The sequence below is a fragment of the Amnibacterium soli genome (assembly GCF_039544415.1).
Taxonomy (GTDB): domain Bacteria; phylum Actinomycetota; class Actinomycetes; order Actinomycetales; family Microbacteriaceae; genus Amnibacterium; species Amnibacterium soli.
Window position 1 is genome coordinate 56,363 of record NZ_BAABLP010000003.1, and the last position, 26,829, is coordinate 83,191.

The following is a 26,829-nucleotide window of genomic DNA, read 5'->3' on the forward strand; positions in this document are numbered from 1 at the left end:
GTGCAATCACCGGATGCTTCCGCTCCCTTCAGCCCGACTGTACGATCCGGCGCATGCTCGACGTGCAGCGCCTCCGCGTGCTCCGCGCCGTCGTGGCGACCGGTTCCGTGCAGGCGGCAGCCGCGAACCTGGGGTACACGCCCTCGGCGGTGAGCCAGCACGTCGGCGCCCTGCAGCGGGAGACCGGCCTGGTGCTGCTCGAGCGGGCGGGCCGGGGCGTGCGCCCCACCGCGGCGGGCCGCACGCTCGCCGCCGAGGCGGAGGCGGTGCTGGCGCGGATCGCGGAGAGCGAGACCCTCGTCGCCGATCTGCGCGCCGGCCGCACGGGCGCGCTCTCCATCGCGTACTTCGCGTCGGTCGGCGCGGTGTGGATGCCCGTCGTCGTGCGGGGGCTCATCGAGGCGTTCCCGGCGGTCCGGCTCGACCTGCGGCTCGCCGACGACCCGGCGGAGGACGGGATGGACCGCGCGGACGTCCAGCTGGTCGTCGACCGGCCCGACCTCGCGCCCGCCGTCGGCTCGACGGCCCACCACCTGCTCGACGACCCCTACGTGGTCGTCCTCCCCGAGCAGCACCCCCTGGCGTCGCGCCCGGAGGTGCCGCTCGGCGATCTGCCCGCCGAGTCCTGGATCGACAACGACTTCACCCGGGGCTGGTGCCGCCGCGTCCTGCTCGACGCGTGCGCCGCGGCCGGCTTCGCCCCGACCTTCCGCGTGGAAGCGCACGACTACCCGTCCGCGATCTCCTTCGTGGCCGCGGGCGTCGGCGTCACGGTGCTGCCCGCGCTCGGCGCGGCCCGGCTGCCGGCCGGCGTGGTCGCCCGGCCCATCGTGCGGCCGACGCCCGTCCGCTCGATCCACGCGGTCGTGCGGGACGCCGTCGCGCGGACGCCGCCGGTCGCGCTGGCCCTCCGGCTGCTGCAGCAGGCGGCCTCCGCGGACGTGGCCGACCCCGCGCGGACGTAGTCGCCCCGCTGCCGCGTCCGGATCAGGCGCCGGCCGCGGGCTCCTCGTCGACCGGGTGCGCCCGCAGGTGCGCGATCACGAGGGCGGCGAGCTCGTCGGGCCGCTCCTCCGGGATCCAGTGCGACGCCCCGCGCAGCACCTCGAACCGGTAGGGCGCCCGGACGAAGTCGGCGGCCCCCTCCGCGGCCCGGCGGCCGATCGCGGTGTCGCGGTCGCTCCACACGAACAGCGTCGGCACGCGGGTGCGGCCCGCGCTCAGCTGGCCGCGCAGGCGGATCGCCCGGTACCAGTTCAGGGTCGCCGTGGCGGTGCGGGGATCGGTCAGCAGGCGGAGGGAGGCGTCGAGCGACGGCAGCCCGGTGCCGGCGAGCAGCCGGCGCGCGAACGCGCCGCCGCGCGCCCGCAGCAGGCGCTCGGGCAGCACCGGCGGCTGGAACAGGCCCATGTACCAGGACCGCAGCAGCTGCGGGCCCGCGAGCGCCCGGCGCAGCGCCGCGGGGTGCGGCACCGACACGGCGGCGAGCGACGCGACGCGGTCGGGGTGCCGCCCGGCGAGGGTCCAGCCGACGGCGGCGCCCCAGTCGTGGCCGAGCACCGCGAACCGGTCGGCTCCCGCCGCGTCGGCGAGCGCGAGCACGTCCCCGGTCAGGGCGCCCATCGCGTAGTCCGCGACGCGCTGCGGCTGCGCGCCCCGCGAGTAGCCCCGCTGGTCCGGCGCGAGCACGCGGTACCCCGCCGACACGAGCCGCGGCGTCACGGCGGCCCAGCTCGCCGACGTCTGCGGGAACCCGTGCAGCGCGATCACGACGGGGCCGTCGAGCGGCCCCTCGTCGCGGACGGAGAGCAGCAGCCCGTCGGACGCGAAGCTCGCGAGGCGTTCCGGCACGCTCACCCCTGCAGGAACGCGGCGGCGCGGCGACCCCACCCGCGCACCTCGTCGGGCGTCGACGCCACCTCGAGCGTCGCGGCGGGCAGCAGCGCGGCGAGGTGCTCCGCGCTCGAGACGGGGTGGCTCGCGTCCGTGCCCCAGGCGAGCACCAGCGTCGGCTGCACGATCGTGCGGAGGGCGTCGTCCTCCGGGAACGCGCTGCCCGCAGCGCCGCGCAGCACGGACGGCACGAGCTCGTCGCGGATCGGGATCCAGGAGGGGCGGGTCCAGCCGCCGCGCTGCAGGATCTCGGGCGGCGCGGCCGCGGTGACGAGGCGCTGCCACGCCTCCGGTCCCCGCAGGTCGATCAGCTCGGCGGCGCCGCGGTAGAGCTCGGCCTGCTCCGCGCGCGCGGCTCCCGTGGTCGGCGGGATGACCAGCACGAGGCGCCGGAACCGGTCCGGCGCCGCGAGCACGGCGTGGAGCAGGACGCCGCAGCCCGTGCTCTCACCGAGTGCGTCGACGGGGTCGGTCGGCGAGACGGCCCGGGTGACCGCGACCAGGTCCTCGGCGAGCGCCGGCCAGCGGTACTGCTCGTCCGTGGCGCCGCCGCTCGACTCGCCGTGGCCGCGGCTGTCGATGCGCACCAGCCGCTGCCCCGCGTCGGCGACCGGGCTCCAGTCGAAGACGCCCGCCTCGTCCTCCCAGCGGCGGCTCGTCGCGAGCGAGTGCGCGACCACGAGGGTCCGGTCGGCTGCGGCGAGGGTGCTGCTGTACGCGATGCGGGCCTGCGGGCGCTCGAGGTACTCGTCCACGGCGGGGAGTCTACGAACGCGATCCGGCCGCACTCCTGGACGGGCTCCGGGTGCACATCCGGCCGGTTCGCGCACGCCTCGGCCGCTCCGGCGCCCGAGATGGAACGATGCTCCCGACCTGCTCGCGACGGAAGGGAGCGCTGGACCCGTGGTCGACGCCGCCTCCCCGGTCTCCCTCCCGTCCGTCCTCCAGGGCCGGTACCGCATCGGCCCCGTGCTCGGGCGCGGCGGCGCCTCCGTCGTGTACCGCGCGCGCGACCTGCTGCTCGGCCGCGACGTGGCCATCAAGGTGTTCAGCGCCCGCGCGGCGACCCCGGAGCAGCTGAAGGCGCAGGAGGGCGAGGCCCGCATGCTCGGCGGGCTGAACCACCACGCGCTCGTGGCGCTGCTCGACGCGGGGGTGGACCTCACCGACGCCACGGCGCCGCAGATGTTCCTGATCATGGAGTTCGTCGACGGGCCCGACCTGCGCCGTCGGCTCCGCACCGGGGCGCTGACGCCCTTCGAGGTCGCGTACCTCGCGTGGGACCTGCTCGCCGCGCTGCAGTACGTGCACGAGCGGGGCATCATCCACCGCGACCTGAAGCCGGCGAACGTGCTGCTGGCGCCCGCGCAGGCGCGTCCCGCGCGCGGGAAGATCGCGGACTTCGGCATCGCGGTGCTGAGCGGATCGACGGACGAGCCGAGCGAGGAGACGACGGGCACCGCCGCATACCTCAGCCCGGAGCAGGTGGAGGGCGAGCCGCTCGGCTCGGAGACGGACATCTACTCCCTCGGCCTCGTGCTGCTCGAGGCGTACACCGGACGCACGGCGTTCCCGGGCGGCGTGCTCGAGTCGGCGTTCGCGCGACTCGACGCGGACCCCGCCATCCCGGGCGACATGCCCGCGGAGCTCGCCGCGATCCTCCGCGGCATGACCGCGCGCGACCCGAAGGACCGTCCGACCGCCCAGGAGGCGGTCACCGCCTTCCGGGCGATCATCGTCGGCCACCTCGGCGGCGATCGCCCGAAGCCGGCGGACTCCGAGTCGTCGCGCCTCGCCGCGGTGCGCGACTCCGACCTGCTGGACAGCGAGCCGGACGTGGAGTTCGACCGGATCACCTCGCTCGCCGCGCGGATCTTCGACGTGCCCGTCGCGGTGATCAGCATCGTCGACGCCGATCGCGTGTGGCTGAAGTCGCGCCAGGGCATCGACGTGCAGGAGCTGACGCGCGACCGCGGCCTGGGCGGCACCGGCGGGCTGCACGACGAGACGCTCGTGATCGAGGACGTGCGCGCCGACCCGCGCACCGCCTCCCGCCCCGCCGCGGAGCACGCGGGCCTCCGGTTCTACGCGGGCGCGCCGCTGATCACCGCGGACGGCCACAACCTGGGCTCGCTCTCGATCTCGGACGTGCGGCCGCGCTCGATGGGCGCCGCGGAGGTCGCCACCCTCGAGGACCTCGCCGCGATGGCGCTGCACGAGATGGAGCTGCGCCGCGCCGCCCGCCGGGTCGCCCTCGGCCTGCTCGGCAAGCGCGACTAGCCCCGTGCGCGCAGCTGCGCGCCGTGGTCCCGGATGCGCGCGCTCGCTCGCGCGCAACTGCGTCTGGCGCGCGCAATCGCGGGACCGTCAGTCCTCGCGGGGTGCGGCGGGGCCGAGCGCGATCGGGCCGCGCTCCGTCTTCTCCGGAGCGGGTGCGGGTGCGGGTGCGGGCGACGTCGCGCTCGGCGTGGGAGCGGGCGACGTCGCGCTCGGCGCGGGAGCGGCCTCCGGGGCGGGAGGCGCGGGCGTCTCGGCAGCGGGTGCGGGGGCCGCGCCGTCGGAGGCGGCCGCCTTCCGGGCCGCGCGAGCGGCGGCCTGCACGCGCCCGAGCTCCGCGGTGCCGCTGGCGGCGAGCGCGGCCGCTGCGCCCGCGGACAGCGCCGCGACGACGAGCGCCGACTTCGCGAAGCCGATCCGGTTGCCGAGCCCGCGCCACACCGCGACGCCCGTGAAGAGCACCGCCGTGTTCCCGGCAGCCGCGGCGCCGCCGAGCAGCCCGGCGCCGCGCGCCGCCGACTTGGCGGAGGCGACCACGTCCGAGCGCGCCGCGCCCAGCTCCTGCCGCACGAGGTCCGCGACGTTCTGCCCGACCCCGCCGACGAGCCCGCCGAGCGCCGCCGCGGCTGCCCGCTTCGCCGACTGCGGGTCGCCCTCCGCGCGGGTCGCGTCGAACTCCTGCTTCACGCGCTCGGAGACGTTCTGCCCGACCCCGCTCATCAGCCCGCTGAGCGCCGCCATGGCGGCCCGCCTGCCCGACTTCGCATCGCTCACGGACGCGCCTCCTCCACCGCTGCACGCGGATCCCGCGCTCCGACCACCTTTCCGCAGCCGCCGGTGAGGAGGCCGCGAGACGGCGCTAGGCCCGGGCAGCCGAGTCGGCGATGCCGCCGAACCGGAACCAGCGGTGCAGCAGCAGGTAGACGACCACCGGGGGCACGAGGCCGATTATGGCGAGCCCCGGCGACCGGCCGCCGCTGACGAGCGCGAGGCCCACGGTGAAGAACCGCTGGTCCTGCACGAAGAGCAACGCGATCCAGTACTCGTTCCAGGCGAACAGGAACGTGATGAGCGCCGTCGACAGCAGCGCGGGCCCCGAGTTCGGCAGCACCATCCGCACGAACGCGCCGAACGGGGTGCAGCCGTCGAGCCACGCGGCCTCCTCCACCTCGATCGGCAGGGTGGAGAACCAGGTGGTCGTGGTCCAGGTCGCGACCGCGAGGGAGAACCCGACGTACAGCACCGTCAGCCAGACCAGGTCGTCGATGCCGCCGACTTGCACGAGCATCACGTAGAGCGGCGGCAGCAGCACCATCGCGGGCAGCGACTGCAGCCCGAAGAGCACGACGGCGTAGGCGCCGAGCGCACGGCTGCGCCCGCGCGACAGGGCGTAGCCCGCCGGGGCGGCGACGACGAGCACGCCGATCACGGTGCCGGCGGTCACGAGCACGCTGTTCAGGAGCCACTGCAGCGCGGGCCCGTCGCCGAGCTGCAGCAGCACGCGCAGCGGCGCGAACGTCCCGTCCCGGGTCACGACGAGCGGGAGGAGGATCGGCACGAGCGGCACGAGCGCCACCGCGGTGACGACGAGCAGGAGGGCCGACCGCAGCCACGCGCCGAGCGACGGCCGGGCGGGACGCCGCGACGGACGAGCTGCCGTCCGCGGCTGTGCGATCGCGCTCATGCGTCCTCCGCTCCCCACCGCGACCGCTCCCCCGGGCAGCCCGTCGCGGCCTCCGACGCTAGCCGGGTCCCCATGTGCCTCCGCGGCGCGGGCCGGGCGCCCGATCGCGTGGAGGCGGTCAGGCGCGGCCGCCGCGCAGCTGCGGGAACCCGTCGTCGCGCCACTCGTCGGGCAGCGCCACCCCGTCGCGCGCCGCGTCCGCCTCGCGCTGGCGCAGCTCGACGCGGCGGATCTTGCCCGAGATCGTCTTCGGCAGGTCGAAGAACTCGAGCCGCCGCACGCGCTGGAACGGCGGCAGCTGCTCCCGCGCGTACTGCAGCACCGCGAGCGCCGTGCCCTCGTCGGCCGCCCAGCCCGGCGCGAGCGCGACGTACGCCTTGACCGCGTTCAGCCGCGTCTCCTCCGGAGCCGGCACGACCGCCGCCTCCATCACCGCGGGGTGCTCGATCAGCACGCTCTCCACCTCGAACGGCGACACCTTGTAGTCGGAGGACTTGAAGATGTCGTCGGTCCGGCCGATGAAGGTGATCACGCCGTCGGCGTCGCGCTGGGCGACGTCGCCGGTGCGGTAGTAGCGCTCCGTCGTGCCCGCGCCCGTGCCGGGCACGCCCAGGTAGCCCGCCATCAGGTACGGGGAGGTCTGCTGCAGGTCGATCGCGATCTCGCCCTCGTCGGCCTGCTCGCCGGAGATCGGGTCGACGAGCGCGATGCCCACGCCCGGCAGCGGCACGCCCATGGATCCGCTCTTCACGGGGCTGCCGGGGGTGTTCGCGATGATGGCGGTCATCTCGGTCTGCCCGTAGCCGTCGCGGATCGTGAGGCCCCAGGCGTCCTGCACCCGGTCGATGACCTCGGGGTTCAGCGGCTCGCCGGCGGACAGCGCCTCGCGCAGCGCGAGCGGCTTCGCACCCAGGTCGGCGCGGATCAGCATGCGCCAGACGGTCGGGGGCGCGCAGAACGTCGTGACGCCGCCGCGGTCCAGCTGCTGCCGCAGGGCGGCGGCGTCGAAGCGCGCGTAGTTGAAGACGAAGACCGTCGCCTCCGCGATCCAGGGGGCGAAGAAGCAGCTCCACGCGTGCTTCGCCCAGCCGGGTGAGCTGATCGCGAGGTGCACGTCACCGGGCTGCAGGCCGAGCCAGTACATCGTCGTGAGGTGCCCGACCGGGTACGAGACGCGGGTGTGCACGACCATCTTCGGCCGGTTGGTGGTACCGGAGGTGAAGTAGACGAGGGAGGGGTCGTCCGACCGCACCGCCACCTCGGGCCGGGTGCCCGTCCACCCCGCGGCGTCGGCGTACGGGGCCCAGCCGTCGACCGGGTCGCCGACGACGATGCGCGAGAAGCCGCCGAGCCCGTCGAACTTGCCGGTGTCGGCCGCGTTCGCGATCACGTGCTTCACGAGCCCGCGCTCGACCCGGTCGCGCAGGTCGCCGGGCGTCAGCACCGTGGTGGTCGGCAGCAGCACCGCGCCGATCTTCATCACGGCGAGCATCGACTCCCACAGCTCGACCTGGTTGCCGAGCATCAGCATCACGTGGTCGCCGGGCGCGACGCCGTGCTCCGCGAGCCAGCCGCCGACCTGGTCGGAGCGCTGCCGCATGCGGTCGAACGAGACCTGCCGGTCGCGCCCGTCCTCCTCCACGATCCGCAGCGCGATCCGCTCGTTGCCGAGGGCGATGCGGTCGAACCAGTCGGTCGCCCAGTTGAACGTGGGGCCGACGTCGGGCCAGACGAACTCCTCGGTCGCCCGGCGGTGGTCGGCGCGCAGCGCGATCAGGCGGTCCGGGCAGCGCGGAAGACCTCGTCGGCGTCCATGCGTTCATTCTGCCGCCCGGCCGGAGGCGGGGGCTCAGGCGAGGCGCAGGCCCAGCCCCAGCGCCGGGCCGCCCTCGACGACGCCGTCGTGGAAGCGCAGACCGGTCGGCTCGGCGAGCGCGCCGAGCTGCTCGAAGCGGGCGTCCTCCACGTCCTCGATCCGCACCGGGTCCGGCAGCGCGAAGGCGAGCTGCGCGGACAGCTCGGGCAGCAGGTGCGGCGCGAGCCGGGCGCCGCGCTCCCGCACGAGCTCGGCGATGCGGAGGAACGGGGTGATGCCGCCCACGCGCACGACGTTGGGCTGCAGCACCCGGGCGGCACCCGCGTCGAGGTACTCCCGGAACCGGTGCTCCGTGTGCAGGTTCTCCCCGACCGCGATCGGGATCGCGATGCGCTGCGCGAGCGCGACGTGGCCGGCCAGGTCGTCCGCGCGCAGCGGCTCCTCGAGCCACGCCGGCGCGAACGGCTCGAAGGCCTCCGCGGCGCGGACGGCCGTCGCCAGGTCCCAGCGCTGGTTCGCGTCGAGCATCAGCTCGCGGTCCGGCCCGAGCAGCGCCCGCACGGCGGCGACGCGCCGCAGGTCCTCGGCGAGGTCGGGTCGTCCGACCTTGATCTTCACCGCGGTCATGCCGCCGTCGATCCAGCGCCGGACCTGCGCCTCGAGCTCCGGCAGCGGGTAGTGCAGGTTCACGCCGCTGCCGTAGACCGCGAGCGCGTCGTGCCGGCGACCGAGCAGCTCGGCGAGCCCGATCCCCGCGCGACGGGCGCGCAGGTCCCAGAGCGCGGTGTCGAGCCCGGCGAGGGCGATCGTCGTCACGCCTCCTCCCCCGGCCTCGTGGAGGTGCCGCCAGACGTCGTCCCACCCCTCCGGTTCCGCCGGACGGCCGACGACGAAGGGCGCGACGTCGTCGTCGAGCAGCGCGCGGACCGCCGTCGCGCCGATGGTCGGCGTCCAGCTGAATCCGGTGCCGATCGCGCCGTCGTCCGCGGTGACGCGGACCTCGACCACGCCGAGATCCGGCACGTCCGCTCCCCACGGGCGCGACAGCGGGACGCGCAGCAGCCGCGTCGCGAGCGCGGCGATGCGCCCGCTCACCGGCCGGCGGCGACCAGCGCCCGCCCCGCCTCGAGGAGCGCGGCGAGCCGTTTCTCCTGCTCGTCGGTCGGGTCCGTGAGCGGCGGCCGGACCGGACCCACCGCCGCGCCGCCGAGGCGCAGCCCGGCCTTGATCAGCGACACCGCGAAGCCCGGCGTCTCGTCGCGGAGGCGCACGAGCGGGCCGTAGAACCCGTCGAGCAGGCGGGTGCGCGCCGCGTCGTCGCCCGACTCGAGCGCGGTGCGGAACGCGGTGGCGATCTCGGGCGCCATTGCGAAGACGGCCGAGGAGTAGCGGGGCACGCCGATCGCGGAGTAGGCGGCCTGCGACATCTCCGCGGTCAGCAGGCCGTTGAAGAACAGGACGTCGTCCCGGCCGGCGGCCTTCGCGGCGAGCACGAACGCCTGCATCAGCGCGGTGTCGCCCACGCCGTCCTTGATCCCGATCAGGCCGGGCACCTGCAGCAGCCGCCGCACCCCGTCGACCGTGAAGGCCGCGTTCGCGCGGTGGTACGCGATGACGGGCAGACCGCTCGCCGCGGCGATCGCCTCGACGTAGCGGACGAGCCCCTCCTGCGTCCCGCTCACGAGGTAGGGCGGCAGGACGAGCAGCGCGTCCGCACCCGCCTCCGCCGCGCCGCGGGCGCACGCGAGGGCGTGCCCGAGCGGCCCGCCCGTGCCCGCGACGACGGGGACCGCGCCGCCGGCGGCCGCGACCGAGGCCCGCACCGCGGTCCGGTGCTCCTCCGCCGACAACGCGTGGAACTCCCCGGTGCCGCAGGCCGCGAACACCCCGCCGGCGCCGTGGCGCAGCCCGTCCGCGACGAGGCGGGCGAGCAGCGCCTCGTCCACGCGGTCCCGGTCGTCGAAGGGGGTGACCGGGAAGAACAGCACCCCGTCGCCGAACGTCGTCGTCATGTGGCCTCCATCGCGCCGCGACCCGCTGCCGGGTCCCGTCGATCGTAGGCGGGCGCCGCGCAGGACCCCGTGGCTACCGTGGAGGCATGGATCTGCAGCTGCGCGACCGGGTCGTCCTCGTGGTGGGCGGGGCCGGCTACATCGGCTCGGCGATCGTGGAGCGGGCGCGGGAGGAGGGCGCGACGGTCGTCGTCGCCTCCCGCCACCCGGGCGAGGGCGGGATCGAGCTCGACGGCCGCGACGACGGGTCCGTGCGCCGGGCGATCGCCGCCGTGCTCGCCGAGCACGGCCGCATCGACGCCGCGGTGCTGACCGCCGCGCCGAGCCTGGGCACGCTCGACCCGGCGCGCAAGAACGATCCCGACCAGGTCGCGGACGCCGTCGCGGGCAAGGCGCTGACGTTCCTCCGCGTCGCGAACGCCGTGCTGCCCGGGATGCGGGAGGCGGGCTACGGGCGCGTCGTCGGCATCGCCGGCCAGGCCGCGGTGCTGACCGGCAACCTCGCGGGCGCGGTCCGGAACACGGCGCTGATCGTCGCCGCGAAGAACCTGGCGGACGAGTACGCGGGCACCGGCGTCGGCGTGAACGTCGTGAACCCCGCCGTCGTCACCGACGAACCCGCCGCCGAGGTGACGCCTGGGCAGGGCGGCCAGTCGAGCCCCGACCAGATCGCGGACCTCGTGACCTTCCTCATCTCGCCGCGCAACGTCGTCTCGGGCGAGGCGATCGCGATCGGGCACCGCGTGCAGGGCGTCACCGCGCTCTGAGGACCCGGTCCCGGCTGCGGACCGGCCGGACGTCCGACCACGCGCTCCCTGGTCCGGCGTCCGGGACCGGGGCGGACGGAGCGGTGCGCGCCGCAGCGCGAGCCCGCATGCTGGAGCGATGACCGACACCGCGATGATCGACCCGACCGCCCGCCCCTCCGGCACCGGCTGCGCGGAGTGCGAGGCGACCGGCTCGTGGTGGCTGCACCTGCGGCGGTGCGCGGCGTGCGGGCACATCGGCTGCTGCGACGACTCCCTGGGCCGGCACGGCACCGCGCACTGGCGCGAGACCGGCCACGCGGTCGAGCAGTCGTTCGAGCCGGGCGAGGACTGGTTCTGGGACTACCGGGTCGACGCGTTCGTCGACGGGCCGCGCCTCGCCGACCCGCAGAGCCGTCCGGATGCGCAGACCGTGCCCGGGCCCGCGGAGCGGGTGCCGGCGGACTGGACGGCGCAGCTCGAGGCGAGCCGGGGCTGACGCGCGCTCAGGTCGAGCTCGGCCAGTCCGCGCCGACACGACGCCACGTCGAGTCGATGCGCTGCAGCACCTCCTCCGGCAGCGGCCCGCGCTCGAAGGCCTCGACGTTCCGCCGCAGGTTGTCGAGCTTCGCGGTGCCGACGATCGCGCTGTGCACCCCCGGCGCGTGCGCGGTGAAGCGCAGCGCGAGCTCCGCGGGGTCGAGGTCGCCGAAGTCGTAGTCGAGCTCGCGGAGTCGCTGCCAGTACAGCTCCGCGTAGTGGCCGACCGGGCGCTCCGCGAACCGCCACGGCGCGTTCGCGATGGGCCGCTTCGCGATGACCCCGAGCGCCGGGGAACGCCCGATCACGTGGCGCAGGTTCCACTGGTCGGCGATGCTCGCGCTCGCCTCGACCGAGCCGAAGCGGCCGGAGTCCGCCGCGAAGGCGAGGTGCTCGTTGTCGCCGCTGTACGCCGCCACGCCCACGTCGCCCGCGGCGACCGCGTCGTCGAGCACGTCCTGCAGGTCCCCGCGACGCAGCACCTCCACCGGGCAGGAGTGCAGGTGGAACACGTCGATGCGCTCGGAGCGCGTGCGGCGGAGGGAGTCCTCGATGCCGCGCCGCAGCGCCTCCGGACTCCAGTCCGGCTCGCCCTCGACGCCCGCGCCGCCCTTGCTCGACAGCACGAACTCGCCGCGCCGGTGCGCCAGGTGCCGGCCGATCCGCTCCTCGCTCAGGCCGTAGCCGCGGGCGGTGTCGATCAGCGTGACCCCGAGGTCGAGGGCGCCCTGCAGCACCGCGGCCGCGTCGTCCTCGCCGACCTCGCGCTCGCCGATCTGGCCCGCGCCGAGCCCGATCGCCGAGACCTGCAGACCCGTGTCCCCGAACCGCCGCTGCTCCAGCACCGGGCGATCCTCCCTCAGCCCCGCTTGGCGCTCGTCGAGCGCGCGGTGCGCCCGTCCTCGGTCGTCACGATCAGGCCGCGCGAGCCGCGGGCGGACTCCGTGAGCCGCTGCACCCACTCCTCGTCGATCTCGGGCGCGCGGGAGCCGGCGAAGCGGAAGGAGAGGTCCCCCTCCGGATGCAGCCAGATCGAGCTGCGGCCGCTGCCGGCCTCGACGCCGTCGATCCACGACAGCACGAACCGCTCCTGCATGCGCGGGCGCTGCACGATCACGATCTGCAGGTGCGCCAGCAGCCGGTCGTCGAACTCGACCGTCCACTGGCCGCAGGTCATGCTCCCCGAGGCGCGTCGTCCTCGTCGGTGCCCGTGCCCCGAGCGGCTGCGCGGCGATCACGTCGTAACTCGCGATGCGCGACCGCAGGTAGGCCTCGGCCTCCGCGTTTGCCGGCTCGGGCAGCGACGTCGTGGCGGACTGGATCACAAGGGCGGTCCCGCTGTTCAGGAGGAGCCCGGCCGTCACGTCGTTGCCGTCCGTGTCGGTTGCGTGCACGGAGACGCTGTCGCCGCTCCGCAGCTGCGCCAGCAGCGCGCCGTACCGCAGCAGCAGCTCCGCGACCTCGTCCCCGACCAGCAAGGTCTTGTCGGCGATGAGCAGGTGCTTCACGGATCGACCGTATGAAAGGCGGACATTCGCGAACCGGGGCTCGACGACAGTCGCTCACCCCGCCAGGCGCCCTCGCGGCGCGCTGTCGAGCGGGGCGAGCAGACTGCGGTCCATGAGGCGATCCCGCGCACTCCCCCTCGCCCGCGTCGGTCGACGGGCGGCCGAGCTCGCCCTCGGGCTGCCGGCCGGCGGCACCGACTACGCGGTCACGCGAGACCTGCGCGTGCCGATGTCCGACGGCGTCGACCTGCTCGCCGACCTGTACCGGCCACGCGGATCCGGCCCGGGCCCCGTGGTGCTGATCAGGACTCCCTACGGCCGCACGACGCTCGGCAGCCGGCTGTTCGCGATCGTGCTCGCGCGGCGGGGCTTCCAGGTGCTGCTGCAGTCGGTGCGGGGCGGCTTCGGCTCGGGCGGGTCCTTCCGGCCGTTCACGACCGAGCACCAGGACGGGCTCGACACCCTGGCGTGGGTCCGCCGGCAGCGGTGGTGCGACGGCCGCGTCGCCACCACCGGTGCGAGCTACTTCGGGCACACGCAGTGGGCGGTGGCGCCCTACGCCGACCCGCCGCTCGTGTCCTCCTCCCTCCACATCACGGCTGCGCGCATCAGCGACGGCTTCTACGAGCACGGGGCGCCGGGCCTGCTGAACGGGCTGACCTGGAGCGACCTGCTCGCCAGGCAGGAGCTGCCCGCGCCGCTGCCGCTGATCGGCGGCTTCGGGCGGCGCACCCGCGTGGTCCGGGCCCTGCGGACCCGGCCGCTGCGGGACGCGGACGTGACCGCCGCGCAGGTGCCGGTCGCCTTCTGGCGCGACTTCACCGGCCACGCGGAGCCGGGCGACCCCTTCTGGCAGGTCGCCGACCACGACGGCGCGGACCTCGGCCGCATGCCGCCGGTCAACATGGTGACCGGGTGGTGGGACCTCTTCCTCCAGGCCCAGCTGCACGACCACGAGCGGCTCGTCGCCGCCGGGGTGCCCGTGTGGCTGACGGTCGGCCCGTGGCTGCACGGCGCGACGCCCGAGGTGCGCGAGATGCTGCGGACGGACCTCGAGTGGCTCGAGCACCACCTGCACGGCGGGCCCGCGCCGGAGGGGGCGCCCGTGCGGGTCTGGCTGCAGCAGGCGGACCGCTGGCTCGACCTCGAGGCCTGGCCGCCGCCCGCCGCGGTCGTCGAGCGCCGCTGGCTCGCGCCGGACGCCGCGCTCGCGCCGTCGCCGGTGGGCGGCGCGGCCGGGCCGAGCGTCTTCGTGTTCGACCCCGCGGACCCGACCCCGGTCGACGGCGGTCCGCTGCTCGCTCCCCCGGGAGGTCAGGTCGACGACCGCGAGACGGAGGCGGGCATCGACGTGGTCGTCTTCACCGGCGCGGCGGAGGCGCAGGACCTCGACCTGGTCGGACCGGTCGTCGCCCGCGTGCACGTGCAGCCGGAGCGGGACCGCGCCGACGTGTTCGTCCGCCTCTGCGACGTCGACCCCGACGGGGTCTCCCGCAACGTCGTCGAGGGCATCCGTCGCCTCGATCCGCTGACGGTGCCGGCCGACGACGTGACGGTCGGGGACGACGGGGTGCTCGCGGTCGACGTCGAGCTGTTCCCCACCGCCTACCGCGTCGCCGCCGGGCACCGCCTCCGCCTCGTCATCGCGGGCGGCGCCTTCCCGCGGTTCGCGCCGAACCCCGGCGTCGAGGGCGCGCTGGGCGACTCGCCCGAGGGCGTGCCGTGCCGGTTCCGCGTCTTCCACGACGCGGAGCACCCCTCCCACGTCCGGCTGTCCGTGCTGCCGGCCTGAGACGGGAGCGGTAACACCGCGGAAACCGCGCTCCCCTAGCGTGCGCCGATGCTCGCACTCGACGACTACCTGCGCCTGCTGCCGAAGACGGAGCTGCACTGCCACTTCGTATCGACGATGTCAGCAGGGATGCTGATCGCGCAGGCCGAGCGCTACGGCGTCCCCCTGCGGACCTCGGACGCCGCCGAGCTGTTCGACTACGCGGACCTGCGCGAGTTCCTCGTCGACTTCGAGGCGGCGCATCAGGTGCTGCGCACGCCGCAGGAGCTCGCCCGGGTCGCGTACGACGGCGTCCGCCTCGCGGCGGCCGACGGCGCGCTGCGGTACCGCGAGTACTTCGTCAACCCGCACTCGTTCGCCGCGGTGGGCCTGGGCTACGGGCCGCTGATGGACGGCGTGCTCGACGGGCTGCGGGCCGCCGAGCGCGACTTCGGCGTCGGCTTCAACGTCGTCGTCGCGATCCGGAAGGACGTGACGCCGACGGAGGCGACCGAGTTGGTGCAGCTCGTCACCGACACCCCGTACCCGGAGGTGGTCGGCATCGGCGCCGACTACCTGACCGCGGAGGGGACGGAGGACCCGGCCCGGTTCGCGGAGGCGTACGCCCTCGCGAAGCGGGTGGGGCTGAGGACGACGATCCACGCCGGCGAGACGCCGCACTCGGGCCCGGAGGACGTGCGGGCCGCGCTCGACGTGCTGCACGTCGACCGCATCGACCACGGCTACCGCGTCGTCGACGACGCCGAGCTGCTCGCCCGCGTCGTCGACGAGCAGGTGCCGTTCGATGCGACGCCGATCTCCACGACGATCTGCTCGGGCTGGCGTCTGGACCCCGAGCACCGGCTGGCGACGCTGATCGCCGCGGGCGCGAACGTCAACATCTCCACCGACGACGCCCTGTTCTTCCGCACGGATCTCGGGCGCGAGTACCGGGAGGGGCTCGTAGCCCTCGGCGTCGACGCCGCGACCGCGCGCCGGCTCGCCCTGAACGGCGTCGAGGCGGCCTTCTGCTCCGACGACGAGAAGGCCGCGCTGCGCGCCCGGTTCACCGGCGAGCTGCTCGCGCTCGACGCGATGCTCGACCCGGCGGTCGCGGGGTAGCCCCCTCCACCTGGGGTCGAGAGGCGTGCGCCCGTCGCGACGAATCGTGCAGCCGCTGCGCCATCCGCTGCAGACCGCCTCCCGGGCCTCCAGCCTGGCCCCTGCCGCGATCGACGCGGCAGCGAACGGGAGCCGACACCATGACCTCACCGACCGTGCAGCGCCGACGGCGCCGCCGCCTGCTCGCCGTCGCGACGGCGGGCCTGGCGCTCTGCATCGGCGTCAGCGTCACCTCGCTGGCCGCCTGGCAGCAGTCGATCACCGTCGCCGGGTCCGACGGCAACGGCGGCTTCGGCTCGTCGCTGCTGAAGATCGAGCTCAGCCTCGACGGCGGGACCACCTGGACCGCCGCGACGGTGAACGCGAACGGCAGCCTGAACTTCGGTTCCAACGCGTCGCTGCTCACCCCGGGCGACACCGTGTACGCCTCCGTGCTGCTGCGCGCCGCGGCCGGCTCCCGCGGCGCGGACGTGACGCTGCAGGGCGGCACCGTCGGCTCCGACGCGCTGCTCGGCGCCCTCACCTACGGTGCAAGGCTCGGCGTCCTCCGCGCCGACTGCAACGCCGCCTCCTTCCCCTCCGCCGGTCAGGTGCTCGTGAACGCGGGCTCCGTGCTGTCGGCCGCCGCGCCGACGAGCTTCTCCGTGCCGACGCCGACGACCACCGGGCAGCCGGGCACCGCGGTCGGCGTGTGCCTCGCGGTGTCGCTGCCGACCGGCGTGCCGAGCGCGCTGGGCGGACAGACGACGTCGCCGCTGTGGCGCTTCGATGCGACGTCCCGCTGACGGCACGGCGCGCGGAGCCCGCCCCCTGAGCCGCGCGCTCGACGTCGCGCTCGCGTGCTGCGCGCTCGCGGGGCTGGCGAGCGTCGCCTGGTGGATCGTCTCGGCGGCCCTCGGGCTCGGACTCGTCACCTTCGCGACCGGCTCGATGTCGCCCGACTACCCGACCGGCTCGCTCGCGGTCTCCGCGCCGATCGCGCTCCGCGACGTGCGCGCGGGCGACGTGGTCACGGTGCAGCGCGGCAGCGGGCAGCCGCCGATCACCCACCGCGTGGTCGCGGTCGCGGTCGACCCGTCGGGCCGCACCGCCACGGTGCGATTGAAGGGCGACGCGAACCGGGTGCAGGACCCGCAGCCCTACACGGTCACCGCGCTGCGACGGGTCGTGCAGCCGCTGCCCGCGGCCGCGGACGTGCTGCGCTACACCGGCTCCCCCGTCGTGATCGCCGCCGTCGCGGCCGTCATCGCGGGCAGCCTCGGCTGGGCGTTCTGGCCGGAGCGGATCCGCGCCCGGCACCGCGGCCCGGTCACCACCGCGCCGGTCGGTCCTCCGATGGGACGGCACCTGGCATGAGGCGCCACCTGGACGCCGGACGGAGGCGCCGCCGCCGATTCGGCACAGGCGTCGCAGCCGCCGCGGCGCTGGCCGTCGCCGTCGGCGCGGGCGTGCAGTCCAGCTCGGCGGCGTGGGTGAGCAGCACGACCCTCGGCGACGCCGTGGGCTCGGCGTCCTCCTCCTGCACCACCCCGGGCGTCTACCGCACGACCGCGAGCAGCCGGTGGCTGGCCGGATCGGTCGCGGGCGCACCGCTCACGGCGCGCGCCGCGCTCGCCCCGATGACCGCGGACAACCCGGCGTCGATCGCGGTCTTCCCCGCCGGCGCCGTCCCGCAGGGGTCCGACGCGGCGACGACCGCGGTGAGCAGCGCGTCCGCGGCAGCGGCGCTGGGCTCCGCGCTCACCGCGCCGTCGGGTTCGCAGACGCAGTACGCCGCCGCGACGAGCACCGGCACCTCCGTGGCGGGCGTCGGTGCCGTCGACACGGCGGGCATCGCCTCGGGCAGCGCCCCCGCCCTCGGCGCGCTCGACGTCGACGGCCTGCTCGGGCAGGTCTCCGGCGGCACCGCGGCGGCGGGCGACCTGTCCCGCCTCCGGCTGGCCGTCGGCCGCGTCGCTGCGACGTCCACCCTGCGCGAGTGCAGCAGGCGGTGGGGCGCGTCCCTGGCGAGCGCCCTCGACCGCGGCGTCACGGTGTCGTCCCTGTCGCTGACCACCAGAACGGCGTCGGTGACGAGGCTCGTCGGCGCGACGGGTGCGCAGCGCGCCGCGGTCCGCACCGCCTTCGACGCGGTCACGGGCGGCGCCGGGACGAGCCCGGCGGAGACGTCGTTGGCCGGCACGGCCGGCACGGGCCTCGTCGGCGCGGTGAACGCCGCGCTGGGCTCGCTCGGGTCCCTCGCCCGCGCGGGCGGCGCGTCGGCGACGGTGCGGATCGGCGCGGACCTCGGCGCGGTGGACACCGCCGCCGCGCAGACCACGCCGGCCGGCGGCCTCGTCCGGCTCGACGCCTCCGCCGGCGACGTCGTCGTGGACGTCGGCTCGCTCGCACCCGCTGCTCCCGCGCCCAACACAGCGCTGCTGACCGCGGCGGACGCGAGCCGGATCGCCTCCGGGACGTCCGCCGCTGCGGGCGCGGTCGTCACCGACGTCGGCGCCGCCTGGAGCGCGGCGGCCTCCGAAGCGACGGTGTCCGTCGACGTCAGCGTGCCCGTGGTCCTGGCCGGCGCGACGATCGCGACGGTCGGCGAGTCGATGTCGGGCACGGTGGCGCAGTTCGCCGCGGGCACGGAGACGCGGAGCGCCCCGAGCGTGGTCGTGCTGTCCGTGCTCGACCCGACGAGCCTGCTCGCGGCGGTGACCGCGCAGCTCGCACCCCTGCTCCTCGGGCCCGTGGAGGGAGCGGTCGGCACGGTCGTGTCGGCGCCGCTCACCGCCGCCGTCGCGGACGCGAAGGGCTCGCTGGCGACGTCGCTCACCGCCGCTCGAAGCGCCTTGCCCGGCGAGCTCGGCGTCCTGCCCGCGGTGCTCTCCGTGACCCTGAACGAGCAGCCCGACGTCGCGCCCCATCCGGCTCCGGCGGCCGGCACGGGCGGCGGCTACCGCACGACGGCGCTGCGGCTGAAGGTGCTGGGCGGCAGCGCGCTGGACCTCGCCGTCGCCACGACCTCCGTCGGCCCGGACCGCACGGTGAACGAGTGAGGCGGGCCGGAGGGGGTCAGAACGCGTAGCGGACGCGGCAGTACGGCAGCTCCTCCGCCATGATCGCGAGCAGCTGGTCGAGGTACCGGCGCTTCTCGCCCATGCGGTACCGCACGTTGATCGCGCCGTTCTCGCTGCGCTTCGGCTCCTGCAGCTGCGGCTGCCAGAGCACCTCCTCCGCCTTCGGGTGCCAGCCGAGGTTCACCTCGTGCAGCGCGGCGTTGTGCGTGAGCAGGATCACCTCGCAGGCGAGCTGCGCCTTCGCCGCCGGCCCGATGCCCGCGTCGAGCTGCCGGAACAGCTGCCGCCATTCCTCCTGCCAGCCGGGCGCGATGATCACCGGCGAGAAGTTCACGTGCACCTCGTACCCGGCGGCGACGAAGTCGTCGATGGCCGCGATGCGCTCGGGGATCGGCGTGGTGCGGATGTCGGTCAGCTTCGCCATCGCGGCGGGCATCAGGGAGAAGCGGACGCGCGTGCGCCCCTGCGGGTCCCACTCGAGCAGCTCGCGGTTCACGAACTTCGTCGCGAACGACGCCTTCGCCGTGTCGAACGTCGCGAACAGGTCGACGAGGTCGTGCACGTTGTCGCCGAGCAGGGCGTCGGCCGAGCAGTCGCTGTTCTCGCCGAGGTCGTAGACCCAGTCGACCGGGTCGCACTGGTTCGCCTCCGGCTTCGCCCCCTGCTTGTGCACGTGCTTCGCGATCGCGCCAGCGATGCGGTCGATGTTCGTGAAGGCCGTGATCGGGTTGCTGTAGCCCTTGCGCCGCGGCACGTAGCAGTAGGAGCAGGCCATCGCGCAGCCGTTCGCGGTGGAGGGGGCGATGAAGTCGGCGCTGCGGCCGTTCGGGCGCACGGTCAGGGTCTTCTTGATCCCGAGCACGAGCGCCTCCCGTTTGATGCGCACCCAGCGCCGCACGTTCGCCTCGTCGCCGTGCAGCTCGGGGATGCGCCAGTGGCTCTCGACCGGCACGATCTCGGCGTCCGGCCATCGCGCCGCCATCTCGCGCCCGCGCGGCAGGTCGAGCGCTGCGGGCTCCGCGTAGATGCGGCTGATGTCGATCAGCGGCGGAGCGGCGACTGCAGCGGTGGGCATCGGAACAGCCTGCCGCCGACCACAGACACCGCCCCTGCCCGGGCTTCCCCGGCGGATCCCGGCGACCGGTGGCACGATCCCACCCGTGAAGCAGCTCGACCTCCCCCAGACCGACCTCACCGCGCCGAACGTCGTCCTCGGCCTGATGCGCATCCCCGACATGAGCGACGAGGAGATCCGCACCCTCGTCCGCTCGGCGATCGACGTCGGCGTGACGATGTTCGACCACGCCGACGTGTACGGCGGCGACCACCTGTGCGAGCGCCGCTTCGGCGAGGCGATGGCCTTCTCCCCCGCCGAGCGCGACGACGTGGTCCTGCAGTCGAAGGTCGGCATCCGCGACGGGTACTTCGACTTCTCGACCGAGCACATCCTCGCCTCCGTCGACGAGTCCCTGCAGGCGCTGCGCACCGACCGCCTCGACGTGCTGCTGCTGCACCGCCCCGACGCGCTCGTCGAGCCGGACGAGGTCGCGGCCGCGTTCGACCAGCTCGCGGCGGCGGGCAAGGTGCAGGCGTTCGGCGTCAGCAACCACACGCCGTACCAGGTGGAGCTGCTGAAGCGGTCGGTCACGCAGCCGCTCGCGTTCAACCAGGTGCAGCTGTCGATCACGCACGCCAACCTCATCGCGGCCGGCGTCGCGTCGAACATGGCGGCCCTGGACCAGTCGATCGACCGGGACAACGGCATCCTCGACTACGCGCGCATCAACGGGATCACCCTGCAGGCGTGGTCGCCGTACCAGGCGGGCTTCTTCACCGGCCCGTTCATCGGCGACCGCGAGCACTACGCCGAGCTGAACGACGTGCTCGACGAGCTCGCCGCGAAGTACGACGTGACGCCGACCGGCATCGCGACGGCCTGGATCACCCGCCACCCCGCGGACATGCAGGTGATCCTCGGCACGACGAAGCCCGAGCGCGTGCGGGAGGCGGCGGCCGGCAGCGAGCTGCGCCTCACCCGCCCCGAGTGGTACCGCCTCTTCACCGCCGCGGGCCACACCGTCCCCTGACCTGCAGCCCGTTCACGGATCAGGGGATGCCGTCCCGGAGACCCCTGATCCGTGAACAGGTGGTCAGGCGCGAGCGGCCAGGTACGTCTGCACGAAGTGCGTGTAGTTGTCGGCGACCTGCTTGCGGGCCGCCGCCTCGTCGAGGTCCTCCGCGAGCCGGCCCTCGAGCGCGTCCCACCACACGCTGCGACCGATGGCGAAGCCGATGAAGCCCTCGACGGGCGCCGCGACCCGCAGCCACTCGTCGAGCTGCTCCTGCGGCGCGTGCCGCCCGAGCACGATGCAGCGGGCGTCGCGGCCGTCCCGGCGCGCGGCGGCGGCCACGCGCTCCGCGTCCTCCCGCTGCGCGAGCCCCTCGATCTTCCAGATCGCGGGCTCGACGCCGTGGTCCTGCAGGTACTCGATCGCCCGCACCGTGAGCCCCGGGCGGATCTCGCGGTCGTAGCGGTCGGTGTCGCCGTCCACCTCCGCCAGGTCGTCGTCGCCCGCGGGCACGAGCAGCTCGACGATGAACTCGAGACCCGCCTTGCGCGCCCAGGCGGAGATCGTCGCGATCTTCCCCGCCTGCTCGGCCCGGTGCTGCTCGTCGAGCCCCGGGTTGTCGCGGATCAGCACCTTCGGGTGCTCGGCGCCGAAGAACTCGGCGTGCGTGCGCCAGTCGTGCCCGTAGGCGAAGTCGAACCACTCCTGCCCGCTCGCCTCGATCGGCATCGCCACGCTGACGCGCGAGTCCGCAGCGGCGAGCACCGCAGGCGACCCGCCGTACTGCTCGTCGACCAGGAAGCCGGGCCTCGCCCCCTCCGGCACGCCGGGCACGGCGTCGAGCAGGCCGCGGTAGACGAGCAGCTTGTTCGCCGCGATGCTCGCGGACTGCTCGGGCGTCGGAGCGGACTGCAGCTCGTACAGCTTCTGCTCGATGCTGTCGCGCTGGTCCATGGCGAGGATGAACAGGAGCGGTTCGGTCATCGCAGCATGCTGCTCGCGCTCCGCTGCACGTTGCTCGAACGCCCGCCGGACGGCGGTGACAGGGGGCCTCGGTAGGATCGGGGTATGCCGTCCGGTGACCGTCTCGTCTGGATCGACTGCGAGATGACGGGACTGGACCTCACCGTCGACGAGCTCGTCGAGGTCGCCGTCGTCGTCACCGACTTCGAGCTGCGGGTGCTCGACCCGGGCTTCGACGTGGTCATCAAGCCGTCGGAGGCCGCGAAGGCGCAGATGGGCGACTTCGTCACGAAGATGCACACGAACTCGGGGCTGCTCGAGGCGATGGAGCAGGGCGTGACGCTCGAGGAGGCGCAGCGCCAGGTGCTCGAGTACCTGCAGCGCTTCGTCCCGCAGGCCGGGCAGGCGCCGCTCGCGGGCAACACGATCGGCACGGACCGCGGGTTCCTGTCGAAGTACATGCCCGACGTCGACGGGTTCCTGCACTACCGCAGCATCGACGTCTCCTCCATCAAGGAGCTCGCCCGCCGCTGGTACCCGAAGGTGTACTACGCGGCGCCGACGAAGCACGGCGGTCACCGCGCCCTCGCCGACATCCTCGAGTCGGTGCGCGAGCTCGGCTACTACCGCGCGACCGTGTTCGCTCCGCTGCCCGGTCCGACGTCGGAGGAGGCGCAGGCCGCCGCGGCGCAGGTGGTCGAGGACTTCGCGAGTGGGACCGGGGCCTGAGTCTCCGGTACACTTCTGAACGCTCCGGTGGCGACGCCGGACGCATGGTGGGCGTAGCTCAGTTGGTAGAGCGCTGGCTTGTGGTGCCGGATGTCGCGGGTTCGAGTCCCGTCGTTCACCCCAGTTCCGCGGACGACCCGGTCGGGTCTGCCGCGGAGGGCGGTCTCCCTCAGTCCCTGCGGTGGGTCCGCCGGTCCTCGTAGGCCGGCAGCAGCAGCACGAGTCCGACCAGGCCGATGCCGCCGCTGATGAACGGCAGCACGTCGAGGTCCAGGCCGCTGCCGAGCTGGATCGCGACGCGCGCCGCGGCCGAGATCATCAGCCACAGCGCCATCGCGACGTACACGATCACGAAGACGGTCCTCACCGCACCAATATGACGAACGCTGCTTGGGCGGTTGCTCAAGGTCATCGGTGCGGACCTCGTGCGCAGTGCACGGGGGTGCCGCCGCCCGGCTAGCGTCGACGCGTGGGGCTCGAGCTGACCGCCGCCGCGTTCGAGCGGATCGTCGAGGAGGAGCTCGACGCGCTGCCCGACGACATGGTGGAGGGCCTGCAGAACGTCGCGTTCGTGATCGAGGACGCGGCCGCCGACGGCGAGGACCTGTTCGGCCGGTACGAGGGCGTCGACCTGACGTCCCGCGGCCAGTACGGGTTCGGCGAGCTGCCCGACCGCATCGTCGTGTTCCGGCTGCCGCACCTGGGCGCCGCGGACACGGAGGAGCAGCTGCGCGACGAGCTGCACACGACGCTCGTGCACGAGATCGGCCACTTCTACGGCCTGGACGACGAACGCCTGCACGACCTCGGCTGGGCCTGACTGGGCCGAGGGGTGCAGGCGTCCGCCTGAGGATCCCGAGGGATCAGAGGTGCTCGGACTCCTCGTTCGGATCCGCCTGGCCCTGCAGGTCGTCGCTGTCCTTCGCGTCGAAGGAGTACTGCACGTACTGCTGGCCGTTCAGCTCGCGCGGCTCGCCGGCCACGTACTCGAACATCGCGTCGGTGCCGTCGACGAGGGCGTACTGGGTGACGCGCGGCTCGATGGCACCGTCCTGGAGGAAGCGGTGCTCGGTCGTGCCCTCCAGCGGACCGTCGAGGTACTCCGCGACGTACTGGTTCGAATCGGAGGAGGTGTCGCTCATGGGACTCGAGATTAGTGAGCGTCTTCCGTAAGGTCGCTGACCATCGGCTGCGGGAGGCTCCGCCCGTCGACGACGAGCCCGGCGAGCCGCTGCGGCTCCTGCACGGCGATCGCCGCCGCCTCCTGCGCCGCCCAGCGCCGCCACTGCCGCGCGTAGGGCTCGCCGTCGCGCGCGATCGCCCGGCGGCGCCGCTCGGGCTCGTCGAGGTCGACCCACACCGCCAGGTCGGCGAGCGGGGCGGAGGCGCGGGTCAGCACGCCGGAGCCCTCGCAGACCAGCCCGCCGCCGGCCGGCACGACCGACCGCTCGGCGGGCGCGTCCGAGGCCCAGTCCCACCGGCGCCAGGTGCCGGCGCGACCGGTCGCCCTGGGCACGAGCAGGTCGCGGCGCACCGCCTCCGCGCCCGCCGCGAGGCCGTCCCAGCCGGGGTAGAGGTCGTCGAGGCGCACCAGCACGGCACCGGTGGCGGCGACGAGCAGGTCGGCCAGCGTCGACTTGCCGGCGCCCGAGCCGCCGTCGATCAGCACCGTCCAGCTGCGCCGGGCCGCCGCCAGCGCCCGCACCGCCGCGACGGCCGCGGCGGGGGGCAGGGGCTCAGCCACCGGACACCGGGTTCCAGGTGCCGGCCGCGAGCGCTGCGCCGACGGCCGCCGCGAGCACGAGCGCGGTCGCCAGCACGAGCACCGCGTCCGCTCCGCCGAGGCGCGAGGGGCGCGCCCACGTGCGCCCGCCCGGCCCGTCGAAGCCGCGCGCCTCCATCGCCGTCGCCAGCGCGCCGCCGCGGCGCACGGCGAGCACCAGGAGGCCGAAGGCCTGCCCGGCGAGCCGGCGGAGGCGCTTGTCGTCCGCGATCCCTCGCGCCCGGCGGGCCAGCCCGAGCGCCCGCCAGTCCTCCCCGAGCAGCCCGAACAGGCGGAAGGCGGCGAGCGCCCCGAGCACGAAGCGGGCGGGCAGGCGCAGCAGCTGGGCCAGCCCGTCGGCCAGGCGGGTCGCGTCGATGCCGCCGAGCAGCCCGATGCCGCACACGCCGATCGCGAGGATGCGCAGCAGCGTCGCGGCGGCCAGCGCGAGCGACCCGTCGCTGACCCGCACGAAGCCCCAGGCGAGCAGGACCCGCCCGCTCTCCTGCCCGTAGAGCGCGATCGTCAGCGCGGCGAGCGGCGCGGCGACGACCACCGGCAGCATCCGGAGCGCGAGCCGGCGGCCGCCCGCGCCGGCGGCGAGCAGCAGCACACCGCCAAGCACGAGCGCGACGCCGGCCGACACGACGTCGACGCTCAGCACGAGGACGACGGCGAACGCGAGGGAGGCGAGCAGCCGCACGACGGGGTTCGTCCGCTCGAGCGGCGTCGTCCGCCGCCGGTCCGCCGTCCGCTCGGCGACCGCGGTCATGCGACGGCCCCGATCTCGAGCCGGTCGGCCCCGATGGCGCGGGTGAAGTCCTCGTCGTGCGTGACCGCGACGAGGCCCGTGCCCGCGTCGAGGAGGCCGCGGAACAGGTCGACCAGCGCGCCCCAGGTGCGGGCGTCCTGCCCGAAGGTGGGCTCGTCGACGACGAGGACGCGCGGGGCCGCCGCGAGCGCGGTGGCGACGGAGAGGCGCCGCTGCTCGCCGCCGGAGAGCGTGAAGGGGTTCGCCTCCGCGAGCGCGGCGAGCCCGAGGCGGTCGAGCAGCTCGTCCACCCGTCGCGCGACCTCCGCGTCGGGCAGGCGCAGCGCTCGCGGGCCGATCGCGAGCTCCCGCCGCACGTCGGGGGCGAGGAACTGGTGCTCGGGCTGCTGGAAGACGCAGCCGATCCGGGTGAGCAGCTCGCGCGACCGCCAGCGGATCGGCGCGGGTCGCAGGCCGCCGGCGAGGACCGCCTCCGCGCGGACGGCGCCCGCGACCGGCGGCAGCAGCCCCGCGAGGGTGTGCGCGAAGGTCGTCTTGCCGGCGCCGTTCGGCCCGAGCACGGCGAGCGCGCCGCCGCTGCGCACGGTCGCGCGCAGGTCCGTCTGCACGGCGGCGCCCGACCGGCCGACGGCGAGCCCGTCCGCGACGAGCAGCGCCTCCCCGTCCGTCAGCGGGGTCCTCGGGGCGCGCGGCACGGAGCCCGGCACCCACACGCCCGCTGCCCGCAGCTCGTCACCGCGGGCGCGCAGCACCTCGTCGGGGTCGCCGTCGGCGAGCACGCCACCGCCCGGCTGCAGCACGACCACCCGGTCGACGGAATCGCGCCACACGGCGACCCGGTGCTCCACGACGAGCAGGGTCGCTCCCGCCGTCGCGGCGAGCACCGCGTCCCGCACCTCCTCCACCCCCGCCGGGTCGAGGTTCGCGGTCGGCTCGTCGAGCAGCACCGCGCCCGGCCGCATCGCGAGCACGCCCGCGATCGCCAGGCGCTGCTGCTGGCCGCCCGAGAGCGCGGAGGTGGAGCGGTCGAGCGCGACCCGCAGCCCGACCGCGTCGAGCGCCTCCCGCACCCGCCCACCGATCTCGGCGGGCGGCACGCGGAGGTTCTCGCAGCCGAACGCGACGTCGTCGCCGACCCGTTCGAGCACGATGTTCGAGTCGGGCGCCTGCATGACCAGGCCGACGCGGCCGCGCGCGTCGTGCGCGTCGCGCCCGTCGACGAGCAGCCGCCCGTCGTCCTCCCCCTCGTCGTCGCCGAGCACCGCCGCGAACGCGCGGAGCAGCGTCGACTTGCCCGCGCCGGAGGCGCCGAGCAGCAGCACCCGCTCCCCCGCGGCGACCTCGAGGTCGACCCCGCGGAGCGCCCAGTCCGGGCGCCCCGCGTGCCGCCAGCCCCAGCCGCGCGCCGCGAGCGCGGCGGGCGTCATCGTGCGGCGCGGACCCGGCCGGCGGGGAAGCGCGCGAGCACGCCCGTCGCCGCGAGCGCCCGGACGATCACCCAGGCGAGCAGGCCCGCGAGCACCGCGCCCGAGATCGCCTGCGAGACGAGGTACACGACGGCGAAGCCCGGGCGGGAGCCCGCGTAGTAGCCGGCGAGCCCGGGGATCACCCCGAGGTCGTAGACGGACGCGCCGACGCCCGCTGCCGCGCCGGCGAACAGCGCGCTCCACCAGGTCCAGACGCGGTAGGCGAGGACCGCGAACACGATCTCGGCGCCGAGGCCCTGCACGAGCCCGGAGATGATCGTCGTCGCGCCCCACTGGTTGCCGACGAGCGCGGAGACGATCGCCGCGAGCAGCTCGCCGTACAGCGCCGCGCCCGGCTTGCGGATCACGAGCGCGACGAGCGGTCCGGCGATGAACCAGGGCCCGTTCACGAGGCCCTGCACGCCCGGCAGCAGCGGCGTGAGCAGGTTGCTCGGGCCCTCGTAGCCGACGTTCCAGACGATGAAGAGGAAGGAGCACGCCACGGCGAGCACGCTCGCCACGACGATGTCGACGACGCGCCAGCGGAGCCGCCGCCCCGCCGTGCCGGTCCGCCTGCTGGTCTCGGTGGTGCTCATGGGGTGCCCGCCTTCGAAGGATCGAGCACGGGCGATGTGAA

29 protein-coding genes and 1 tRNA gene are annotated in these 26,829 nt (G+C 75.1%); 13 read left to right on the top strand and 17 right to left on the bottom strand.

What is annotated here, in order from left to right; genetic code table 11:
• Positions 1 to 53 precede the first annotated feature (53 nt).
• On the top strand, positions 54 to 965 hold the full coding sequence (locus ABEA53_RS08465; protein WP_345480661.1) for a LysR family transcriptional regulator: 912 nt from the start codon (positions 54 to 56) through the stop codon (positions 963 to 965).
• Between the two features lie 22 nt (positions 966 to 987).
• On the opposite strand, the gene ABEA53_RS08470 is transcribed toward ABEA53_RS08465, so the two are convergent.
• Positions 988 to 1,857 carry an alpha/beta fold hydrolase gene (locus tag ABEA53_RS08470; RefSeq protein WP_345480662.1) on the bottom strand — a complete coding sequence of 290 codons (870 nt, stop codon included), beginning with the start codon at positions 1,855 to 1,857 and terminating at the stop codon, positions 988 to 990.
• Positions 1,854 to 2,648 carry an alpha/beta fold hydrolase gene (locus ABEA53_RS08475; protein WP_345480663.1) on the bottom strand — a complete coding sequence of 265 codons (795 nt, stop codon included), beginning with the start codon at positions 2,646 to 2,648 and terminating at the stop codon, positions 1,854 to 1,856. The genes ABEA53_RS08470 and ABEA53_RS08475 overlap by 4 nt, the downstream gene beginning before the upstream one ends.
• A 148-nt stretch (positions 2,649 to 2,796) precedes the next feature.
• Between ABEA53_RS08475 and ABEA53_RS08480 the strand changes: the two genes are divergently transcribed.
• A complete protein-coding gene (locus ABEA53_RS08480; protein ID WP_345480664.1) occupies positions 2,797 to 4,173 on the top strand; it encodes a protein kinase domain-containing protein in 1,377 nt (458 codons plus the stop codon).
• A gap of 87 nt (positions 4,174 to 4,260) precedes the next feature.
• Here the strand turns inward: ABEA53_RS08480 and ABEA53_RS08485 are convergent, their stop codons facing one another.
• From ABEA53_RS08485 to ABEA53_RS08505, 5 genes are all read right to left on the bottom strand, one after another.
• The gene (locus ABEA53_RS08485; protein WP_345480665.1) at positions 4,261 to 4,944 is read right to left on the bottom strand and encodes a phage holin family protein; all 684 of its coding nucleotides are present in this window, start codon (positions 4,942 to 4,944) and stop codon (positions 4,261 to 4,263) included.
• Positions 4,945 to 5,029: 85 nt separating this feature from the next.
• Positions 5,030 to 5,854 carry a carbohydrate ABC transporter permease gene (locus ABEA53_RS08490; RefSeq protein WP_345480667.1) on the bottom strand — a complete coding sequence of 275 codons (825 nt, stop codon included), beginning with the start codon at positions 5,852 to 5,854 and terminating at the stop codon, positions 5,030 to 5,032.
• Between the two features lie 118 nt (positions 5,855 to 5,972).
• A complete protein-coding gene (locus ABEA53_RS08495) occupies positions 5,973 to 7,622 on the bottom strand; it encodes an AMP-binding protein (RefSeq protein WP_425550613.1) in 1,650 nt (549 codons plus the stop codon).
• Positions 7,623 to 7,703: 81 nt separating this feature from the next.
• Positions 7,704 to 8,765: a mandelate racemase/muconate lactonizing enzyme family protein gene (locus ABEA53_RS08500; RefSeq protein ID WP_345480669.1), complete on the bottom strand. Its 1,062-nt coding sequence runs from the start codon at positions 8,763 to 8,765 to the stop codon at positions 7,704 to 7,706.
• Positions 8,762 to 9,682, bottom strand: coding sequence for a 5-dehydro-4-deoxyglucarate dehydratase (locus ABEA53_RS08505; protein ID WP_345480670.1), 921 nt, complete (start codon positions 9,680 to 9,682; stop codon positions 8,762 to 8,764). The genes ABEA53_RS08500 and ABEA53_RS08505 overlap by 4 nt, the downstream gene beginning before the upstream one ends.
• Before the next feature lie 86 nt (positions 9,683 to 9,768).
• Here ABEA53_RS08505 and ABEA53_RS08510 point away from each other — a divergent pair, with 86 nt between their 5' ends.
• A complete protein-coding gene (locus ABEA53_RS08510; RefSeq protein ID WP_345480671.1) occupies positions 9,769 to 10,449 on the top strand; it encodes an SDR family NAD(P)-dependent oxidoreductase in 681 nt (226 codons plus the stop codon).
• A gap of 118 nt (positions 10,450 to 10,567) precedes the next feature.
• A complete protein-coding gene (locus tag ABEA53_RS08515; protein ID WP_345480672.1) occupies positions 10,568 to 10,927 on the top strand; it encodes a UBP-type zinc finger domain-containing protein in 360 nt (119 codons plus the stop codon).
• Positions 10,928 to 10,934: 7 nt separating this feature from the next.
• Here ABEA53_RS08515 and ABEA53_RS08520 read toward each other — a convergent pair whose 3' ends face one another.
• Together ABEA53_RS08520 and ABEA53_RS08525 are read right to left on the bottom strand one after the other, a co-directional pair.
• Complete coding sequence (locus tag ABEA53_RS08520) at positions 10,935 to 11,813, bottom strand: aldo/keto reductase (protein WP_345480673.1); 879 nt, start codon at positions 11,811 to 11,813, stop codon at positions 10,935 to 10,937.
• 14 nt (positions 11,814 to 11,827) lie between these two features.
• The gene (locus tag ABEA53_RS08525) at positions 11,828 to 12,145 is read right to left on the bottom strand and encodes a DUF7882 family protein (RefSeq protein WP_345480674.1); all 318 of its coding nucleotides are present in this window, start codon (positions 12,143 to 12,145) and stop codon (positions 11,828 to 11,830) included.
• 443 nt (positions 12,146 to 12,588) lie between these two features.
• Between ABEA53_RS08525 and ABEA53_RS08530 the strand changes: the two genes are divergently transcribed.
• From ABEA53_RS08530 to ABEA53_RS08550, 5 genes are all read left to right on the top strand, one after another.
• On the top strand, positions 12,589 to 14,268 hold the full coding sequence (locus ABEA53_RS08530; RefSeq protein WP_345480675.1) for a CocE/NonD family hydrolase: 1,680 nt from the start codon (positions 12,589 to 12,591) through the stop codon (positions 14,266 to 14,268).
• Between the two features lie 48 nt (positions 14,269 to 14,316).
• Positions 14,317 to 15,369 carry an adenosine deaminase gene (gene add, locus ABEA53_RS08535; protein WP_345480676.1) on the top strand — a complete coding sequence of 351 codons (1,053 nt, stop codon included), beginning with the start codon at positions 14,317 to 14,319 and terminating at the stop codon, positions 15,367 to 15,369.
• Positions 15,370 to 15,509: 140 nt separating this feature from the next.
• A complete protein-coding gene (locus ABEA53_RS08540; RefSeq protein WP_345480677.1) occupies positions 15,510 to 16,154 on the top strand; it encodes a hypothetical protein in 645 nt (214 codons plus the stop codon).
• Complete coding sequence (locus tag ABEA53_RS08545; RefSeq protein ID WP_345480678.1) at positions 16,138 to 16,725, top strand: signal peptidase I; 588 nt, start codon at positions 16,138 to 16,140, stop codon at positions 16,723 to 16,725. Before ABEA53_RS08540 ends, ABEA53_RS08545 begins: the two co-directional genes overlap by 17 nt.
• Positions 16,722 to 18,410, top strand: coding sequence for a hypothetical protein (locus ABEA53_RS08550; RefSeq protein ID WP_345480679.1), 1,689 nt, complete (start codon positions 16,722 to 16,724; stop codon positions 18,408 to 18,410). Before ABEA53_RS08545 ends, ABEA53_RS08550 begins: the two co-directional genes overlap by 4 nt.
• A gap of 16 nt (positions 18,411 to 18,426) precedes the next feature.
• Here the strand turns inward: ABEA53_RS08550 and ABEA53_RS08555 are convergent, their stop codons facing one another.
• Complete coding sequence (locus ABEA53_RS08555; RefSeq protein WP_345480680.1) at positions 18,427 to 19,506, bottom strand: spore photoproduct lyase family protein; 1,080 nt, start codon at positions 19,504 to 19,506, stop codon at positions 18,427 to 18,429.
• 85 nt (positions 19,507 to 19,591) lie between these two features.
• On the opposite strand from ABEA53_RS08555, the gene ABEA53_RS08560 reads away from it, so the two are divergent.
• Entirely contained in the window at positions 19,592 to 20,518 is a 927-nt protein-coding gene (locus ABEA53_RS08560; RefSeq protein WP_345480682.1) for an aldo/keto reductase, read from the top strand.
• Positions 20,519 to 20,581: 63 nt separating this feature from the next.
• On the opposite strand, the gene ABEA53_RS08565 is transcribed toward ABEA53_RS08560, so the two are convergent.
• Positions 20,582 to 21,484 carry a 2-deoxy-5-keto-D-gluconate 6-phosphate aldolase domain-containing protein gene (locus ABEA53_RS08565; RefSeq protein ID WP_345480683.1) on the bottom strand — a complete coding sequence of 301 codons (903 nt, stop codon included), beginning with the start codon at positions 21,482 to 21,484 and terminating at the stop codon, positions 20,582 to 20,584.
• 84 nt (positions 21,485 to 21,568) lie between these two features.
• On the opposite strand from ABEA53_RS08565, the gene orn reads away from it, so the two are divergent.
• Both orn and ABEA53_RS08575 read left to right on the top strand, forming a co-directional pair.
• On the top strand, positions 21,569 to 22,192 hold the full coding sequence (gene orn / locus ABEA53_RS08570; protein WP_345480684.1) for an oligoribonuclease: 624 nt from the start codon (positions 21,569 to 21,571) through the stop codon (positions 22,190 to 22,192).
• 47 nt (positions 22,193 to 22,239) lie between these two features.
• Positions 22,240 to 22,315: transfer RNA gene (locus tag ABEA53_RS08575), tRNA-His, on the top strand.
• Between the two features lie 46 nt (positions 22,316 to 22,361).
• On the opposite strand, the gene ABEA53_RS08580 is transcribed toward ABEA53_RS08575, so the two are convergent.
• A complete protein-coding gene (locus tag ABEA53_RS08580; RefSeq protein WP_345480685.1) occupies positions 22,362 to 22,559 on the bottom strand; it encodes a hypothetical protein in 198 nt (65 codons plus the stop codon).
• A gap of 174 nt (positions 22,560 to 22,733) precedes the next feature.
• On the opposite strand from ABEA53_RS08580, the gene ABEA53_RS08585 reads away from it, so the two are divergent.
• A complete protein-coding gene (locus tag ABEA53_RS08585) occupies positions 22,734 to 23,012 on the top strand; it encodes a metallopeptidase family protein (protein WP_425550614.1) in 279 nt (92 codons plus the stop codon).
• A 43-nt stretch (positions 23,013 to 23,055) separates the two neighbouring features.
• Here the strand turns inward: ABEA53_RS08585 and ABEA53_RS08590 are convergent, their stop codons facing one another.
• From ABEA53_RS08590 to ABEA53_RS08610, 5 genes are read right to left on the bottom strand one after another with little or no spacing between them, the layout of a single operon-like run.
• Positions 23,056 to 23,334, bottom strand: coding sequence for a hypothetical protein (locus tag ABEA53_RS08590; RefSeq protein WP_345480687.1), 279 nt, complete (start codon positions 23,332 to 23,334; stop codon positions 23,056 to 23,058).
• An 11-nt stretch (positions 23,335 to 23,345) separates the two neighbouring features.
• Entirely contained in the window at positions 23,346 to 23,936 is a 591-nt protein-coding gene (locus ABEA53_RS08595; RefSeq protein WP_345480689.1) for a nucleoside/nucleotide kinase family protein, read from the bottom strand.
• Positions 23,929 to 24,726 carry an energy-coupling factor transporter transmembrane component T family protein gene (locus tag ABEA53_RS08600; RefSeq protein ID WP_345480691.1) on the bottom strand — a complete coding sequence of 266 codons (798 nt, stop codon included), beginning with the start codon at positions 24,724 to 24,726 and terminating at the stop codon, positions 23,929 to 23,931. Before ABEA53_RS08600 ends, ABEA53_RS08595 begins: the two co-directional genes overlap by 8 nt.
• On the bottom strand, positions 24,723 to 26,153 hold the full coding sequence (locus ABEA53_RS08605) for an ABC transporter ATP-binding protein (protein WP_345480692.1): 1,431 nt from the start codon (positions 26,151 to 26,153) through the stop codon (positions 24,723 to 24,725). The genes ABEA53_RS08600 and ABEA53_RS08605 overlap by 4 nt, the downstream gene beginning before the upstream one ends.
• Positions 26,150 to 26,788: an ECF transporter S component gene (locus ABEA53_RS08610; RefSeq protein ID WP_345480693.1), complete on the bottom strand. Its 639-nt coding sequence runs from the start codon at positions 26,786 to 26,788 to the stop codon at positions 26,150 to 26,152. The genes ABEA53_RS08605 and ABEA53_RS08610 overlap by 4 nt, the downstream gene beginning before the upstream one ends.
• Positions 26,789 to 26,829: the final 41 nt, after the last annotated feature.